The 14,841-nt window shown below is 33.7% G+C and carries 15 protein-coding genes; 5 read left to right on the top strand and 10 right to left on the bottom strand.

Going from position 1 to position 14,841, the window contains the following annotated elements; genetic code table 11:
• The first annotated feature begins 38 nt into the window (after window positions 1-38).
• Window positions 39-1,073, top strand: coding sequence for a PorP/SprF family type IX secretion system membrane protein (locus tag VFM92_RS10965; RefSeq protein ID WP_325122266.1), 1,035 nt, complete (start codon window positions 39-41; stop codon window positions 1,071-1,073).
• Here VFM92_RS10965 and VFM92_RS10970 read toward each other — a convergent pair.
• From VFM92_RS10970 to VFM92_RS10985, 4 genes are all read right to left on the bottom strand, one after another.
• On the bottom strand, window positions 1,070-1,603 hold the full coding sequence (locus tag VFM92_RS10970) for a hypothetical protein (RefSeq protein WP_325122267.1): 534 nt from the start codon (window positions 1,601-1,603) through the stop codon (window positions 1,070-1,072). The genes VFM92_RS10965 and VFM92_RS10970 overlap by 4 nt on opposite strands.
• A gap of 6 nt (window positions 1,604-1,609) precedes the next feature.
• Window positions 1,610-1,990, bottom strand: a complete 381-nt coding sequence (locus tag VFM92_RS10975; RefSeq protein ID WP_325122268.1) for a DUF1987 domain-containing protein — start codon at window positions 1,988-1,990, stop codon at window positions 1,610-1,612.
• Between the two features lie 15 nt (window positions 1,991-2,005).
• Window positions 2,006-2,548, bottom strand: coding sequence for a SiaB family protein kinase (locus VFM92_RS10980; RefSeq protein ID WP_325122269.1), 543 nt, complete (start codon window positions 2,546-2,548; stop codon window positions 2,006-2,008).
• A gap of 97 nt (window positions 2,549-2,645) precedes the next feature.
• Window positions 2,646-4,148 carry a peptide MFS transporter gene (locus tag VFM92_RS10985; protein ID WP_325122270.1) on the bottom strand — a complete coding sequence of 501 codons (1,503 nt, stop codon included), beginning with the start codon at window positions 4,146-4,148 and terminating at the stop codon, window positions 2,646-2,648.
• A 224-nt stretch (window positions 4,149-4,372) separates the two neighbouring features.
• Here VFM92_RS10985 and pckA point away from each other — a divergent pair, with 224 nt between their 5' ends.
• Both pckA and VFM92_RS10995 read left to right on the top strand, forming a co-directional pair.
• Window positions 4,373-5,995, top strand: a complete 1,623-nt coding sequence (pckA, locus tag VFM92_RS10990) for a phosphoenolpyruvate carboxykinase (ATP) (RefSeq protein ID WP_325122271.1) — start codon at window positions 4,373-4,375, stop codon at window positions 5,993-5,995.
• Between the two features lie 114 nt (window positions 5,996-6,109).
• Complete coding sequence (locus VFM92_RS10995) at window positions 6,110-6,766, top strand: peptidoglycan DD-metalloendopeptidase family protein (RefSeq protein ID WP_325122272.1); 657 nt, start codon at window positions 6,110-6,112, stop codon at window positions 6,764-6,766.
• A gap of 55 nt (window positions 6,767-6,821) precedes the next feature.
• On the opposite strand, the gene VFM92_RS11000 is transcribed toward VFM92_RS10995, so the two are convergent.
• From VFM92_RS11000 to VFM92_RS11020, 5 genes are all read right to left on the bottom strand, one after another.
• The gene (locus VFM92_RS11000; protein WP_325122273.1) at window positions 6,822-7,211 is read right to left on the bottom strand and encodes a hypothetical protein; all 390 of its coding nucleotides are present in this window, start codon (window positions 7,209-7,211) and stop codon (window positions 6,822-6,824) included.
• 279 nt (window positions 7,212-7,490) lie between these two features.
• Window positions 7,491-8,396 carry a MoxR family ATPase gene (locus VFM92_RS11005; protein ID WP_325122274.1) on the bottom strand — a complete coding sequence of 302 codons (906 nt, stop codon included), beginning with the start codon at window positions 8,394-8,396 and terminating at the stop codon, window positions 7,491-7,493.
• A gap of 195 nt (window positions 8,397-8,591) precedes the next feature.
• The gene (locus VFM92_RS11010) at window positions 8,592-9,023 is read right to left on the bottom strand and encodes a PIN domain-containing protein (protein WP_325122275.1); all 432 of its coding nucleotides are present in this window, start codon (window positions 9,021-9,023) and stop codon (window positions 8,592-8,594) included.
• On the bottom strand, window positions 9,013-9,267 hold the full coding sequence (locus VFM92_RS11015) for a DUF6364 family protein (protein WP_325122276.1): 255 nt from the start codon (window positions 9,265-9,267) through the stop codon (window positions 9,013-9,015). The genes VFM92_RS11010 and VFM92_RS11015 overlap by 11 nt, the downstream gene beginning before the upstream one ends.
• Before the next feature lie 112 nt (window positions 9,268-9,379).
• Complete coding sequence (locus VFM92_RS11020; protein ID WP_325122277.1) at window positions 9,380-10,510, bottom strand: DUF4221 family protein; 1,131 nt, start codon at window positions 10,508-10,510, stop codon at window positions 9,380-9,382.
• A 351-nt stretch (window positions 10,511-10,861) separates the two neighbouring features.
• On the opposite strand from VFM92_RS11020, the gene VFM92_RS11025 reads away from it, so the two are divergent.
• Window positions 10,862-12,955: an amino acid carrier protein gene (locus tag VFM92_RS11025; RefSeq protein ID WP_325122278.1), complete on the top strand. Its 2,094-nt coding sequence runs from the start codon at window positions 10,862-10,864 to the stop codon at window positions 12,953-12,955.
• Between the two features lie 56 nt (window positions 12,956-13,011).
• Window positions 13,012-13,530, top strand: a complete 519-nt coding sequence (locus tag VFM92_RS11030) for a DUF1643 domain-containing protein (protein ID WP_325122279.1) — start codon at window positions 13,012-13,014, stop codon at window positions 13,528-13,530.
• Window positions 13,531-13,616: 86 nt separating this feature from the next.
• Here the strand turns inward: VFM92_RS11030 and VFM92_RS11035 are convergent, their stop codons facing one another.
• Complete coding sequence (locus tag VFM92_RS11035; protein WP_325122280.1) at window positions 13,617-14,801, bottom strand: hypothetical protein; 1,185 nt, start codon at window positions 14,799-14,801, stop codon at window positions 13,617-13,619.
• Window positions 14,802-14,841: the final 40 nt, after the last annotated feature.

Here is a 14,841-nt window from a genome sequence, read left to right on the forward strand (position 1 = left end):
GCGGACTTTGTACTGTAATAAGTTGAATTGAGGTGCTAATGGAAAAATTCTATAAAATATTAATTGATAAGTCACTTGCTTTATTTTTAGGAGTAAGTGTTTTGTTCACTATACATGGATCACAAGCGCAAGATTTTCAGTTTTCGCAATATCATGAATCTCCTATTTATCTAAATCCTGCTTTTACAGGCTTGGGTAAAATGCATCGTTTCACCTTCAACTCAAGGGTTCAGTGGCCAAGCCTTCCTAGAGCCTACGTAACCAATGCTCTGGCTTATGATTATAACCTAGACCATTTAAGTAGCGGATTTGGAATGATGATTACACGTGATGTTGCCGGATCTGGAAATTTGGGTAATACGAATGCTAGCTTTCTTTATTCTTACAGAACTGCCATTGCAAATAAATTAGTTATTAGTACTGGTTTACAATTTGCATACAATTTCACTGGTCTAAATCAAAACGGCCTCACTTTAGGAGACCAACTTTTGGATGGAAGAAGTTTTACTTTCGATGATGAATTAGGTAATGTTCAAAATATCCAATTTTTCGATTTTTCAGGTGGTATGTTAGTCTATAGCGAAAAACTATGGGGAGGATTTGCTTTACATCATATTACAGAACCTGAGATGTCACTAATTGGAGATTCTAATCCACTAAATATGAAAATTAGTATTCATGGAGGGGTCAGAATCCCATTGTATAATGGACCGAAGAAAATGGACAATATTTCAAGTATAGCTCCATCTTTTGTATATAAAAGACAGGGTATAAATGATCAATTAGATTTGGGATTTAACTGGCACTATGACCCTATTTCTGCTGGCTTATGGTTTAGAGGTGTTCCTTTTAGAAGAACTGATGCAAATGAGAATTTATATGATCGTGATGCGCTAATTTTCAAATTCGGACTATTATTTGATGAATTTCAAGCCGGTTACAGCTATGATTTTACGCTTTCAGAATTTGGTGCAGCTTCAGGCGGAGCTCATGAAATTTCCATCATATTTGATTTCGAAGCTCAGTTGAAAAAGAGAAGAAAAAAGCAATACATTCCTTGCCCAACTTTTTAAGCCCTATCTCTCTGTTTTAACGCTCTTCTCATCATATAGCGCTCTACCAAGACATCAATCGGTTTCAATAATACGGCTATTCCTAGTTTAAAAATAAACCCAACTTGTTCATTACCAGCTCTGTTCTCCACAAATGGCTCTAGGAAACCCTCTGAAACAATAAATAATAGAATAGCAATTAAAAGTACTATAGACGAAGCTTTTCTACCAACTTTTGCTTTCACTAATTGGTCAATTGTATCTTGCAATAACTGATTATTGACTTTAAGGTCGTCATTAATCTTATTGATTTCATCTGATTGCTTTTTTAATTTTTCATTGGCCTCATTTAATTTGGCATGCAAGCGGTCACTAACCGAGGTTAATAACTTAGCCTCACCAATCAATCTATCATATTTCTCGCATAAAAGTTTATAATTTTCCTTTACCTTTTCAGTCGGGATATTGTCGTCTTCAGCAAGCACACGAACTTCATTGAGAAAATCGATCTCAGCTTGAAAAACATCGGACTGGGCAAAACTTTTTGGCATATACGTTTAGTCTTTAATTTCCATCATATTAAATGGAATTTTAATAATTTGCTTAAAATCTTCACCGGATTCTTCCATATCTTCATCCTCTTGCTCGAAGTACCAATCAATTTTGATTTTTTTACCCGTATCATTGATTTTTTCGAGCTTTCGGAAGATTTCAACTAAACATTTTGAAGAGCTTGTATTGAAGTATTCAAGTTTTACCTCAAAAGTAGTAGATTCTAACGGATTATGAACATAATTTTCCAACCAATCGAGCAATGGCTTATAAAATTCGATGGAATTTTCAGGAATAGACCTACCCGATATTAAAAATGTATCGGCATCAGGGTTAAAATCTAATTTAGGTGTCTTGGGTGTCGCTTCTAGATAATAAGCTTCCATATTATTTAATTTTACTTAATGTTGTATATTCACTTGTAAACTAAAATAAGTAAAGTCTTTATTGATAGATTTGAAATCAAAGTCTAATGGCTCACCCGATTTACGGATCATATCCATAATTCCTAAACCTGCTCGACCTTTCTCTGAAAATACGCCTTCATCTAGTTTACTTCTGTATTTTGACCTTAACTCTTCGCTATTCAATTGGTTTATTTCTTCGATGCGTTGTTTAAGGAAAGCTTTGTTTTTGGTTGTTATATAATTACCTGAAATGACATGGTATTTCTGTGAATCTTTCACCACCATGACCGAAATTTCTTGGTAATTTCCAGAAGAGGATTTTAGTTCAGTTTGATTATGATAAATATTTTGTAATACCTCTACTAAAATATTAAATACCTTTTTTTTGATTCTTGAATTATACTCTGTCATAGCTAATTTATTTTCAGCTATAGTCAGTAAATTATTTGTAAGGCTATCAGTTATAATACCTTGATACGCCAACAATAATTGCTCGTTTTCTTTCAGATTTTTAAATTTATTTAAGGTATTTACCATTTTTTACCTAAACGTAAATTGGATATTTAATTCAACTGACAAATTACAATTATTTTTTGAAAAAATATAATAATTAAATGACAAGAATTAATAATATTTAGTGAACATTACCAGTTAATTTTCGGATTATAGGTGTAAAAATTAATGCCAAAATACCTGCTGCAACGATGAATAGTGTAATGAATTGGAAAATATCTGGCAATAAGCCTGGATCTTCTGAAATGGCATCTTGACTGAACTGTCCTGCCACAAGTCCAGCAATGAGATTTCCAAATGCAACTGACATAAACCAAGCACCCATCATTTGTCCTACTAATCGTTTTGGAGCTAATTTAGTAACAGCACTTAAACCTACCGGACTTAAAAATAATTCACCAGTGGTGTGCAAGAAGTAAGTCATTAATAACCAAGTAGGCAAAACGGTATCAGATGAGACTACAAACATTGCAGCCACAATCATAGTTGCAAATCCTAATCCTAAGAATAAAAGACCAAATGCGAACTTTAATGGAATACTAGGATTAAGGTTCTTTTTTGCTAATTGTATCCAAAGCCATCCAAAAACTGGTGAGAGAATAATAATAAACAGAGGATTAGCACTTTGCAAAAAGCTAGCTGGCATTTCCCATCCACCAATTATTCTATCAGTATATCTTTCAGCAAATAAATTTAAAGATGAGCCTGCCTGTTCAAAGCCTGACCAGAAAACTGCTGAAAAAACTAACAAAATAGCAATTGCTCCAATTTTTTTCTTTTCGTCCCTGTTCAGTCCCCCAAATAAAAATATGGCCACAAAAAATAAAACTAAAGTAGCAGCTACAACATATGAAGCTATATTAGCAACACTTACAACATCTACATTAATATAACCTAAAGTAGTTAATAGAACAAGGATTATAAGTGCACTTAAAAATGCAAAAATACCTAATTTCACTTTCTTTCTAAAGGCAATTTGCTTCTCGCTTGCAGGATCAAAACCTTCAGGCTTTAACCCTATATCTCCTAAATGTTTTGAGGACGCTCTGTATTGAATTACTCCCACAAGCATTCCGAAACCAGCAGCGGCAAAGCCGTAATGCCAGTTTACGCTTTCTCCTAAATAACCTGTTATCAATGGTGCTATGAAAGCTCCAAGATTAATACCCATATAAAATACAGAAAATCCAGCATCTCTTCTGGCTGGTTCATCATCTTTATAAAGTCCTCCTACTATACTGCTGATATTAGGTTTTAACAAGCCCGTACCAATCACAATTAAAATCAATCCAATAAAGAAGAATTCTTGCGTAGGAATAGCCATAGCAAAGTGACCACACGCAATGATGATTCCACCGTACCAAACAGCTTTTTGTAATCCAAAAAATCTATCCGCTAACCACCCACCAGGGAGCGCAAGCAAATAAACAAACATGGTATATAAACCATAGATTGCTGTAGCAGATTTATCATCCAATCCCAGTCCACCTGTTTCGATTGATGCCACCATAAAAAGAACCAAAAGGGCTCTCATTCCATAGTAACTGAAACGTTCCCAAAATTCTGTAAAGAACAAGGTTGCCAATCCTCTTGGGTGGCCAAAAAAAGTTTTTTCGGAGCTCATATTATCTAAAAGTTAACTTTATTTTGAAAATTAAAATGCTAAATCTAATACGGGCTTTTCATTAAAACAAATCAGAAGCGAAAATCAGCCCCAATTTTGGTAGAAAGTGTAATACATACACTATGAAAACATTTGTAAATGATTTAGAAATTACTTTTTAAGCAGCGTAAATTATATAACTTTGCTAGCCAATTCATGTTATACCTAGCAAAATTATAAAAAGAATGAAGGAATTTGGATTAAAGTCCGCTAAATCCGGTTTAGAAAGCCTTGGATTAAATAATGTTGCAGAAGCTTATTGGAACCTCAGCCCTGCTGAATTGACGGAACATGCTTTGGCAAATGGAGAAGGAGTATTAACCGATACTGGCGCCTTAATGTGCGATACAGGTAAATTTACAGGTCGTTCTCCTAAAGATAAATTTATCGTGAAAGATGATAGAACGAAAGATACTGTATGGTGGGGAGATATTAACATCCCATTTGATTCAGTTAAATTTGATGCTCTCCACGAAAAAATGCTCAAATTCCTTGAGAACAAAAAAGTTTATGTTAGAGATGCTTACGCTGGAGCTGATAAAACTTACCGTTTAAATTTAAGAGTAGTAAACACACAAGCGTGGCATAATCTATTTTGCTACAATATGTTTTTACGACCAGAAAAATATAAATTAGAAACTTTCGAACCTACGTTTACTATCATCAATGCTCCTGAATTTGAGGCAGACCCTGAAGTAGATGGGACACGTCAAAAAAACTTTGCAATTGTTAATTTCACTAAAAACATCATTCTAATTGGTGGAACAGGTTATGCTGGTGAAATGAAGAAAGGTATTTTCTCTGTATTGAACTATACATTACCAACAGATCATAATGTGCTTTCTATGCATTGCTCTGCCAACATGAGTGAAAAAGCGGATGGCGATACTGCAATATTTTTTGGATTATCTGGTACAGGAAAAACAACCTTATCGGCTGATGAAAACAGAGGTCTAATTGGCGATGATGAACATGGATGGACTGAAAATGGAGTATTTAATTTTGAAGGCGGTTGCTATGCAAAAACCATTGATTTAACAGAAGAGAAAGAACCTCAAATCTATAAAGCAATCAAATTTGGAGCAATAGTTGAAAATACGAGATTCCATGCTGGTACAAGGTCAGTAGATTATGAAAACACTGAAGTAACCGAAAATACTAGAACAGCTTATCCTATTCATCATATTGATAATGCAGTTTCTCCATCAATTGGAGGAATTCCAAAAAACATTTTCTTTTTAACCTGTGATGCTTATGGAGTTTTGCCTCCAATTTCCAGGCTATCTAAAGGACAAGCGATGTATCACTTCATCTCTGGTTATACGGCAAAGGTTGCAGGAACTGAAGCTGGTGTCACTGAACCACAAACTGTTTTTAGTGCTTGTTTCGGGGCTCCTTTCCTTCCATTGCATCCAACAAAATATGCAGAAATGCTCGGTAAGAAAATGGACGAACAGCAAGTTACAGTTTGGTTAGTCAACACTGGCTGGTCAGGTGGACCTTATGGAGTTGGTTCTAGAATGAAGCTAAAATATACTAGAGCTATGATTACAGCTGCTTTAAATGGTGGCTTAGATGATGTTGGCTATAGAAATCACTCCATTTTTGGATGTGCTATTCCTGCTACTTGTCCTGATGTTCCTTCCGAGGTATTAAGCCCAAGGGAAACATGGAAAAATGATAAGGGATATTATGAAATGGCTAATAAGCTTGCAAAAGGATTTAATGAAAACTTCAAAAAATATGAAGAATTCGCTAATGAAGAGATAATGGCAGGTGCACCCAAGCCAAACATGTCAAAAGTATAAAAGATAATTTTTTAGTTAAGTTAAATTGTACTGCCATAGGCTAATAGCTTATGGCAGTTCTTTTTTTACCAGAATTGAAATTGTAGTTTTGCAAAAGCTAAATTATAAATCTTGATGCAATTAGATCAACACACCATTTGCCCTGTGATGGGTGAATGGCTAAACCAGCAAAATAGTCAGTTACTCGATTTCTCAAATCAGAATGCTGATTTAGTCAAACTTGATCTCCAATCCACTCCTATTTTTAACGAGTATGTTTTTGGGTATCTTAACCTAAAGAAAAAAAAATATGGCTATGGTGGTTATTTAGAAAACCGAATGATTTATCAAAGAAGTACGCATTTTCAACAAGGTGAATCTCGCTGTATGCATTTGGGAATTGATGTTTGGTGCGAAGCTTTTCATGCTTTACACGCTCCCTTAGATGCCAAAGTTCACAGTTTTGCGAACAATAATAATTTCGGTGACTACGGTCCCACTATCATTCTTGAACACCAGATAAACACCCAAAAACTTTACACACTTTACGGACATCTAAGTCTCAGAAGTTTGAAGAATATAGAAGTTGGGGATACCATCAAAAAAGGTGATAAATTCAGCGAGCTGGGACCCTATCCGGAAAATGGCGATTGGCCACCCCATTTGCATTTCCAGCTTATAACTGACATGAAAGACTATAAAGGCGATTTTCCAGGCGTTTGTGCTCCTTCGGAATTAGAGTATTATAAAAGTACCTGCCTAGATCCAAATAGATTTATAATAAAAGAATAATATAAATCTATGTGCAAGCCTAATTCAATTATATTCTAAAATCAGAATTAAATTTCTAATGGATTTCCAGAACTAATATCAGTGAACTTCCCTCTGTTGATTCATCGCTTTTTTCTAACTCAAATACAATTCTATCTTCTACTTTAGCATTTTCAGACAGCCAATCTTCAAAATCAAACTTAGAAAAATCTTTATGACTAGAAAATTCTTCACGTACCACAAGATAAGGCCCTCTTGCGAGTGAAATAGCTATATAGCTTAAAGTATCTGTAATGATGTCGTTTGACGATAAAGACAAATGCTTGGGAAGGCTACCTAATTTTATTCCCTCTTCCATATTTATTGACTCTCCATCTGCCAACATTTTTATATCAATATCTTTAATTTGCGCATAACTAGTCGATAAACATAAAAGCGCGAGTATAATAAGGCTTAATTTTTTCATTATTAAATTATAATTTAAATAGTTATTTATATTATTTTACAAATTTTTATAAATATATGACTTTTTAATTTTCGGTATCAAAATAATTATCTAAATATTTTAAAAATTTAGTACTGTTATCATCCAATTAAAAAAACAATCTCATCAGCACTATAAGAAAAGTAAAAAGGCGAGACTTTTAGAGTTGGTTGAGACTTCAATTAAAATCTGATAAAAAAATAAAGCCCCCGAAAAAGTGGCTTTATAAGTTTTTACAAACAGATTTTTTGCTTTGCGAAATTAATTCAAATTCGAACCGAAGCTTTCGTCAACTCCAATCATTCTGCTAATTCGCTCCATATCGGCTTGCGTTTTGATTAAAGCACCTATACCTTCCAATCCAGCAATTTTTTTAACTGCATCAGCTGGAGCAATATCGCTCATATATTTAAGCCAATTCAAAATTTCTCGGGTGGTTGGTGCCCTTTCTAATCCCAGTCTTCTTAGATGATAAAAAACGTCTAGTGCTACTCTCACAACTTTCTCATCCAATCCCGGGTGATGCTTTTCAATGATCTTGTTCATCGTATCCACATCAGGGAAACCGATATAATGATAAATACACCTTCCTTTAAATGCCGTTGGTAATTCTTGCTCCCGATTTGAAGTAATGACGATTGCAGGCATATCTTCTTCGGAAACTTCAATTACTTCCCCTGATTCTGGCATAATGAATTTTCTATGACTTAAAGCATACAATAAGTCATTAGGGAATTCTCTTGGCGCCTTATCAATTTCATCAATCAACAAAACAGAATTAGGTTTGCTATAGGCCTTTGCTGCCGGACCTTTCACCACATAGTGATTTAACGAATCGGGATTTCGATCGCCTGTAGTTAATTTACTATCCAATCCTTTTTCCTCTCGTTGCGCATTCAAGATTTCAATCTGTGAATCTCTCAAATATTTCACATGGTCAAATCGAGCCACAAATTGCTCGACATTACTTTTGGAGCCAACAGGATAAACTTCAAGGTCTAAACCTCTATCTTTTGCATAATGAATAGGTAATTCTGTTTTTCCAGTTCCTGGTTCACCTTCAATTAAAAGTGGCATTCCAAGCGTTCTTGCCATGTGAAAAGCTTGCGCCAATGCTGGGTCGCATAAATATTTTTCGGATCCTGTCCAGTGAGATGTTTCTGCCATAGTACTTAAAACTGACTGAATTGATTATAGTTCAATAATGAAAAATCAAAGTTGAAATTATTTGTTTGGACTTGCAAGATAAGTTAGCGGGTTGTCAAGTTGGCATGTGTACAAGTTGAATATATTAAAGATCATTTCGTGCTTAGTCTTTCATTCCAATTCTAATTAAATAAACCACTACACTCTTTATGTTTTTTAGCTTTCGTTTTTATATTTCATATTCAGAAAATTCAAAGGTGTCATAACGGCAATTTTTGAATTCTTGTAATCTTTGATATTTCGTGTAATAATAGCATCTAAACCCTTTATTGTCAATGCCGAAGAATACTGAATAGAATCCTCAAAGTCTTTAAAATCATTTTTTAGCGCTTGTATAATTTCTTCTTTTGATGTTTCGATTATTTCAGTCATCTCAGTGAGGGATTCTACCACTTCCAGAGATTTCTTATGTCCTAAAAATTTTCTGACGATGTAGTAAGTATTATTAATACTTACAGCTGATAGAAACAAGACAATATTCCCATTTTCATTCAACTCAAAAAGTTCGGTTGCTGGATTTGCGTGAGGTTCTCTATCTGTAAAAAAGTCAATGACTACATCTGAGTCTATAAAAACTTTATATGCCATATTTTTTAGATAATTCTTCAGTTAAGGTTTGATTGTAGTCGATTTTTTGGTCGATTTTGATTATTCCTCTTAGTTTTCTGACTTTAGGGGAAAGTTGCTTTTCATTAATTTCCCGCCTGCTAACAGTTACTAGTTTAAAGTAATTTTCAACCATTTCAGAAAGACTTTGACCTTTTTCTTTAGCATATTTTTTGGCTAGCTCGATCACTTCTTTTTCAAGTGTTAATGTCAATTTAGTGTTCATAATGTTTTTTAGCAAAAATACGTGTTTGTTCTTACAAAGTCAACACGTATTGAGAGCTCTTAGTAACTAGATTAATAACTATACAACTTGAAATTAGGAATTATTAGGAATACTAGTTTTTCAAACCGATCCTAATAAACCCTAGCTCATCTTCCATGTTCAAGTGAAAATGCACTTTTCCATCCTTTACAAAAAGTGGTGTAACCTCGCTTTCAAAGGTCATTAATTCCTTTTCGCCTATTAGCTTTAGCTTTTTGTCGTACACCATCATAAATACTTTATATGTGGGATTCTCCTTATCTTCTAAATAATTGGCTTCATGAGCAAATCGATAATATTTATCATTCAGTTCATCCCGAAAAAATTCGGTAAAATCTACCTCTTCTGATATATCATAAATGATTTGAATTATTTCTTCTTCAGATTCGGAATCATTTTGATAAGTCTTTTGCTTTCCTGAAGGCACTAATTGATGATTGTAGGTCATATGCTTTAATTCTTTGGTCACCCATTTATAGATGTAGATATCGTTAAATGCACTATTAGAAATAAGGATACTATCTTCTTGAAATTTTATAAAAACATTTGGATCAGCGTGAGTTAAATAGCCTCCATTTCTCCTTAACGTAATTTTATATCTTTTTATCTTATCAAATTCTGGTAACTCAATACTTTCAACTTTTTCTTTTTCAGAATCAAGTAAAAACATAATTGGTTTGAAACTATCGAAATCAAAATGCATACCTGCTAATACATTTCCATGAACATCCACAGAAGATAACTCAATACGCTCTGTGCCTTCTAAATTACCATTAATCCAATTCTCATCTAATTTAACTTCTTTAATAAGATTTCCTTTTAAGTCATGAATTCTGTATGTTTCATAAAAAGTAAAACCAAATCGTTCATTTGGTAAAGGAAATAGATCATAAAAATAATCTGTTCCTAAGCTTTCAGGACCTTCTTTTTTGAAATATACTTTATTTTCTAGTCTATAATTTTCGGTATCAATAATCTCAAGCGCGAAATTTTTTTGATCCAAGCTATATAGTTTCTTATTGTCAATTGTAACCCCTGAAGTGTAAATATCCGATCCAGCCATTAAAATCTCATCCTCAGAATCAACCAGAATGGTATCAATTTCTACTTCGAAATCAGAATAATAAGTTTTTTCATTTCCAGTTCCTGGACTGCAGGAAAACAACATTGAGCAGCAAATAAGCAATACAGATAATGTATTCATAAATAAATGCGAACTAGTCATTTTTATTTGGAGGAGAACGAAAGCGAACAGACTAATAGTATGGCTATATTATTCAATTTTATACTATATCCATCACTATTTATAACTTAATTAGGATTATTACGATTCTTAAGAATCTAACGAATATCTCAAAAATTATACTTATCGAATTAGCTATGGTGGTTTTATAAATTCTTTATAGCTTTGAACAAAATCAATACATGCAAGTTGATTTTTTAGTCTTTTACGATCAAATCACTATTTATCTTATTTCTTTTATCTTAAAGAAGTAAAAATAGTCTTACTGAAATTCAAATTAAAACCAGTTTTTACTTAACACATCTGTTATCTATGAACAAAATTTTAAGATTAATTTTCATCTCGTTTCTAATTTCGTATTCACTTCAAAATGTATCAGCCGCTAATTTTCAAGAAGGTGATTCACTAAAAGTAGAAATAGAAACTATAAATCCTACCACTACCATCAATGATGGTCAAATAAAATTACACACTACAGGAGGAACACCACCCTATCGATTCAAATGGTCAAACAAAAACACACCACTGACCGCATCTGATGCATCTGGATTGATCGAAGGTTTAGAATATTCTGTCATTATTTCAGATTCTGAAAATATTTCAATCACTAAAAACATTACCATAGAAGCCGAATCTATAACTGAAAATTTTAATGCAGTATTCGAGCCCGTTGTCCAATTTATGAGTAAAGTATTGTTTTGGGACCCTTTTGCTGCTATTGGTATTTATGATCCAATCATTTACACGGATGAAGAATTAATTAAAACACCAGAATGGACTGCAACGACAGATAAAATATTTCTTTTAAAGAAGAAATTGGTGAAGGATGGAACTCAAGTCAAGAAAGGAGATGAAATAGCAATTGTTTCTATCGATAAAAAAGATGCGGATGTTGTGAAAGCACCTGAAGATGGGGAAATTGATTTTAATGTTGCTGAAGGTGATGTTATTTTCAGCCCAAACAATACGAAAGATTTAATAGAACAAGGAGCTCAATATTTTGCCAGTATCACCTTTGATGAAGAAAGACCACTTTTATACCCGAATGGTGATATCAGAAAAAATAGTATCCCGTTTATTGTGGTCTGGCTAATTATTGGTGCGATATTCTTCACATTTAGATTAGGATTCATCAATATTCGTGGCTTTAAACATTCAATTGAATTAGCTAGAGGTAAATTTAGTGATCCTAACGCTCCAGGAAAAGTAACACACTTTCAAGCGCTGGCGACCGCAGTATCAGCAACAGTTGGATTAGGAAATATTGCTGGTGTAGCCGTAGCGATTTCTATAGGTGGAGCGGGTGCAACTTTTTGGATGATTTTGGCTGGATTCTTAGGGATGTCATCCAAGTTTGTGGAGTGTACCCTGGGAGTTAAATACAGAGAAATTAAAGCCGATGGAAGAATATTTGGAGGTCCCATGAATTATCTGCGTCATGGATTAGAAAAACGAAATATCAAAGGATTGGGTAAAATATTAGCAGGTGTATTTGCTGTTCTTTGTGTAGGTGCTTCATTTGGCGCAGGAAATATGTTTCAATCCAATCAGTCCTTCCAAATTATGGCTACTCAATTTGCCGTATTAGAAGGTTGGGGCTTTTGGTTTGGTATAGGTTTAGCTGTTTTAGTTGGTATAGTTATTATAGGTGGAATTGAAAGTATTGCCAAAGTAACCGAAAAGGTTGTGCCTATTATGGCTGCAGTTTATGTAGCTGCCGCACTAGTAATTATTGGAATTAATATAGAAAACATTGGTCCTGCATTCTCCGCTATCTATAATGGAGCCTTAAATTCAAGTGCATTGAAAGGTGGGTTTATAGGAGTTTTAATTATTGGATTCCAAAGAGCCGCCTTTTCAAATGAAGCCGGAGTGGGTTCTGCAGCTATCGCACATAGTGCTACAAAAACGCATAATGCTCCTTCTGAAGGATTTGTAGGATTGATGGAGCCTTTTATTGACACGGTTGTAGTTTGTACATTAACCGCTTTAGTTTTGATTTTCACAGGAATGCATGAAGTTCCTGATGTGACTGGCGTTAATTTGACTGCTTTAGCCTTTGGTTCTGTCATTTCTTGGTTCCCATATGTTCTAGCAGTAGCTGTATTTCTCTTTGCTTTCTCTACCATGATTTCATGGTCATACTACGGAATGAGAGGTTGGACTTACTTATTCGGAAAAACTAAAAAATCAGAATTAACATACAAAATTACTTTCTTGATATTCGTGGTTGTTGGTGCTTCTGTCAGTTTAGGGGCTGTATTAGATTTCTCTGATATGATGATTTTAGCTATGTCTGTTCCAAATATGATTGGTCTTTATATTATGTCATCAGAAGTAAGAAAAGATTTAGCACATTATTTTGAAAAAAAGAAAGCCGGCAAGCTAGGTCAGCCAGATGAATAATTTTTTAGATTATTATTTTCTAGTGATAAATCTATAATTTTTTTTAATTTGTAAGAATGAATTGGATTTATCATACAGACTCTAGTGATAAGTATCGCTACACTTTAGGAAAAACAGGAAATAAAACATTATTCTGTGTTGGTGTGAATCCTAGTCAGGCAAGACCCGAACAATATGATGGTACAGTTTCATCAGTGGAACGAATTGCAATACACAATCATTTTGATGCCTGGGTGATGATAAATCTTTATCCACAAAGAGCTACATCACCTACCCTATTGCATCAAAAAATTCAAAAGAAATATCATGAGGAAAATCTTGAAATTATAGAAAACCTACTAGAGGAAAATGACCCAGTAATATGGGCAGCATGGGGTAATTTAATTGATTCAAGACCTTATTTAAAACACTGCTTATCAGATATATTTAATCTTAGTCAATTTCATGACTGCCAATGGCTTTCTGCAGGAAATCCCTTAAAATCTGGGCATCCAAAACATCCACTTTATCTTAAAAAAACAACTGAATTAACTTCATTTGATATGGAAGACTATATGGAAAGGATTATTGAATAGGCATTAAAAGCAAAAAACACCTTCTTATATTTTAAACTCATAAAAGAAAGTGCTTAGTTATAAATTATCTCGTAAAGAAATTGCGATTACATAGAATAAAATATGTTTTTGACCCACTCGGGGATATCTGCAAAATCGATAGAATTTCCATCTGGTAAAAACCAATTATTAGTGCCACTACCATAAATTAGATAATAAAGAAATTCACCTTGTGCATCAAAAATATCAATACGTTCTTTATCCGCCTGATTATCGTATTCAATTTTTCCAAAACCCACTTGACTCAAATTCTCAGGATCAGTACCGCTGTAAAAAGTACCAGTAATTTCAAGCCCATTTTCAAATTCAATATTGAGTAAACCTTCAAAAATATCACTATTGTCATAAAAATGAATTTGCTCTTGTTGGTAGACAAAATGTTTCCCAATTTCTGAACTAACTGATAATTGACCACTTGACCTGTATCTTTTCTGTAGCATTATATCTTCATTGTATTCATAAAGGGTTTTTCGTTCATCAAAACGGTCTTTAAGTGTTCTTTCGATTAACCTGTTTTCATGATCATAAATAAAATTTTCCTCTACCTCTACACTTCGAGTGGATGAAACTTCCGTCCCCCTAATCTGCACAAGCATTTTATGATCATTATATTCATAAAGATAATCTAATTGAGACCCATAGCGTTCCCCAGAAGATGAAATCAACATATCATCCTGATTGTAAGTAAATTGCTTGCTATACAACAACTCTCTATCATGAAGATAGTACTCTATTTTTTTAGGGTTTTCATTTTGATTGTACTGTATCTTCAGCTTTCGGTATATGTTGTATCCATAAAAATCATAAAGGATGGAGATTTTCCCTGTTTCATCAAATTCATATTCATAGCGGGTTCCAGAATCAACAGGCCTTCCATGTCGTACGATGAGTGATGAGGTGATAATGCCATCATTGTTATATTCATGCGTCACATCTCCCATTTTCTTCCCAAATTCACCATACAATATGTTACCATAGTACGAATTAACTAGGAGACCATTTTCTGCTACATGTGAAAATTTATATGAATGACTACTCTCTAGAAAAATTACCTTGTCAAAAGATTCTCGGAATTTAGTCATGTTGAAAACACTTGAGTCATTGATTTCAATATTCTCATTATTTAATTCAAGTGATTGATTATCAGGATTTATCTCAATGTCTTGACATGATACTATAAACAGAACTAGAGATAAACAAAGCGTTCTTTTCAGTATAGAAATTGCATCCATTTTTGTGATTTTTGGTTAAAATAAGCTACGAAGGTATTTA

Source organism: Marivirga sp. (assembly GCF_035704835.1).
In the GTDB taxonomy this organism is placed as follows: Bacteria; Bacteroidota; Bacteroidia; order Cytophagales; family Cyclobacteriaceae; genus Marivirga.

Bases quoted from the DNA above. Each gene is read 5' to 3' on its own strand.
- VFM92_RS11005 (WP_325122274.1), bottom strand. From the start codon at position 8,396: ATGGCAGAAACATCTCACTGGACAGGATCCGAAAAATATTTATGCGAC.
- VFM92_RS10975 (WP_325122268.1), bottom strand. From the start codon at position 1,990: ATGGAAGCTTATTATCTAGAAGCGACACCCAAGACACCTAAATTAGAT.
- pckA (WP_325122271.1), top strand. From the start codon at position 4,373: ATGAAGGAATTTGGATTAAAGTCCGCTAAATCCGGTTTAGAAAGCCTT.
- VFM92_RS11025 (WP_325122278.1), top strand. From the start codon at position 10,862: ATGAACAAAATTTTAAGATTAATTTTCATCTCGTTTCTAATTTCGTAT.
- VFM92_RS10965 (WP_325122266.1), top strand. From the start codon at position 39: ATGGAAAAATTCTATAAAATATTAATTGATAAGTCACTTGCTTTATTT.
- VFM92_RS11030 (WP_325122279.1), top strand. From the start codon at position 13,012: ATGAATTGGATTTATCATACAGACTCTAGTGATAAGTATCGCTACACT.
- VFM92_RS11010 (WP_325122275.1), bottom strand. From the start codon at position 9,023: ATGGCATATAAAGTTTTTATAGACTCAGATGTAGTCATTGACTTTTTT.
- VFM92_RS10980 (WP_325122269.1), bottom strand. From the start codon at position 2,548: ATGGTAAATACCTTAAATAAATTTAAAAATCTGAAAGAAAACGAGCAA.
- VFM92_RS11015 (WP_325122276.1), bottom strand. From the start codon at position 9,267: ATGAACACTAAATTGACATTAACACTTGAAAAAGAAGTGATCGAGCTA.
- VFM92_RS10995 (WP_325122272.1), top strand. From the start codon at position 6,110: ATGCAATTAGATCAACACACCATTTGCCCTGTGATGGGTGAATGGCTA.
- VFM92_RS10985 (WP_325122270.1), bottom strand. From the start codon at position 4,148: ATGAGCTCCGAAAAAACTTTTTTTGGCCACCCAAGAGGATTGGCAACC.
- VFM92_RS11000 (WP_325122273.1), bottom strand. From the start codon at position 7,211: ATGAAAAAATTAAGCCTTATTATACTCGCGCTTTTATGTTTATCGACT.
- VFM92_RS10970 (WP_325122267.1), bottom strand. From the start codon at position 1,603: ATGCCAAAAAGTTTTGCCCAGTCCGATGTTTTTCAAGCTGAGATCGAT.
- VFM92_RS11035 (WP_325122280.1), bottom strand. From the start codon at position 14,801: ATGGATGCAATTTCTATACTGAAAAGAACGCTTTGTTTATCTCTAGTT.
- VFM92_RS11020 (WP_325122277.1), bottom strand. From the start codon at position 10,510: ATGAATACATTATCTGTATTGCTTATTTGCTGCTCAATGTTGTTTTCC.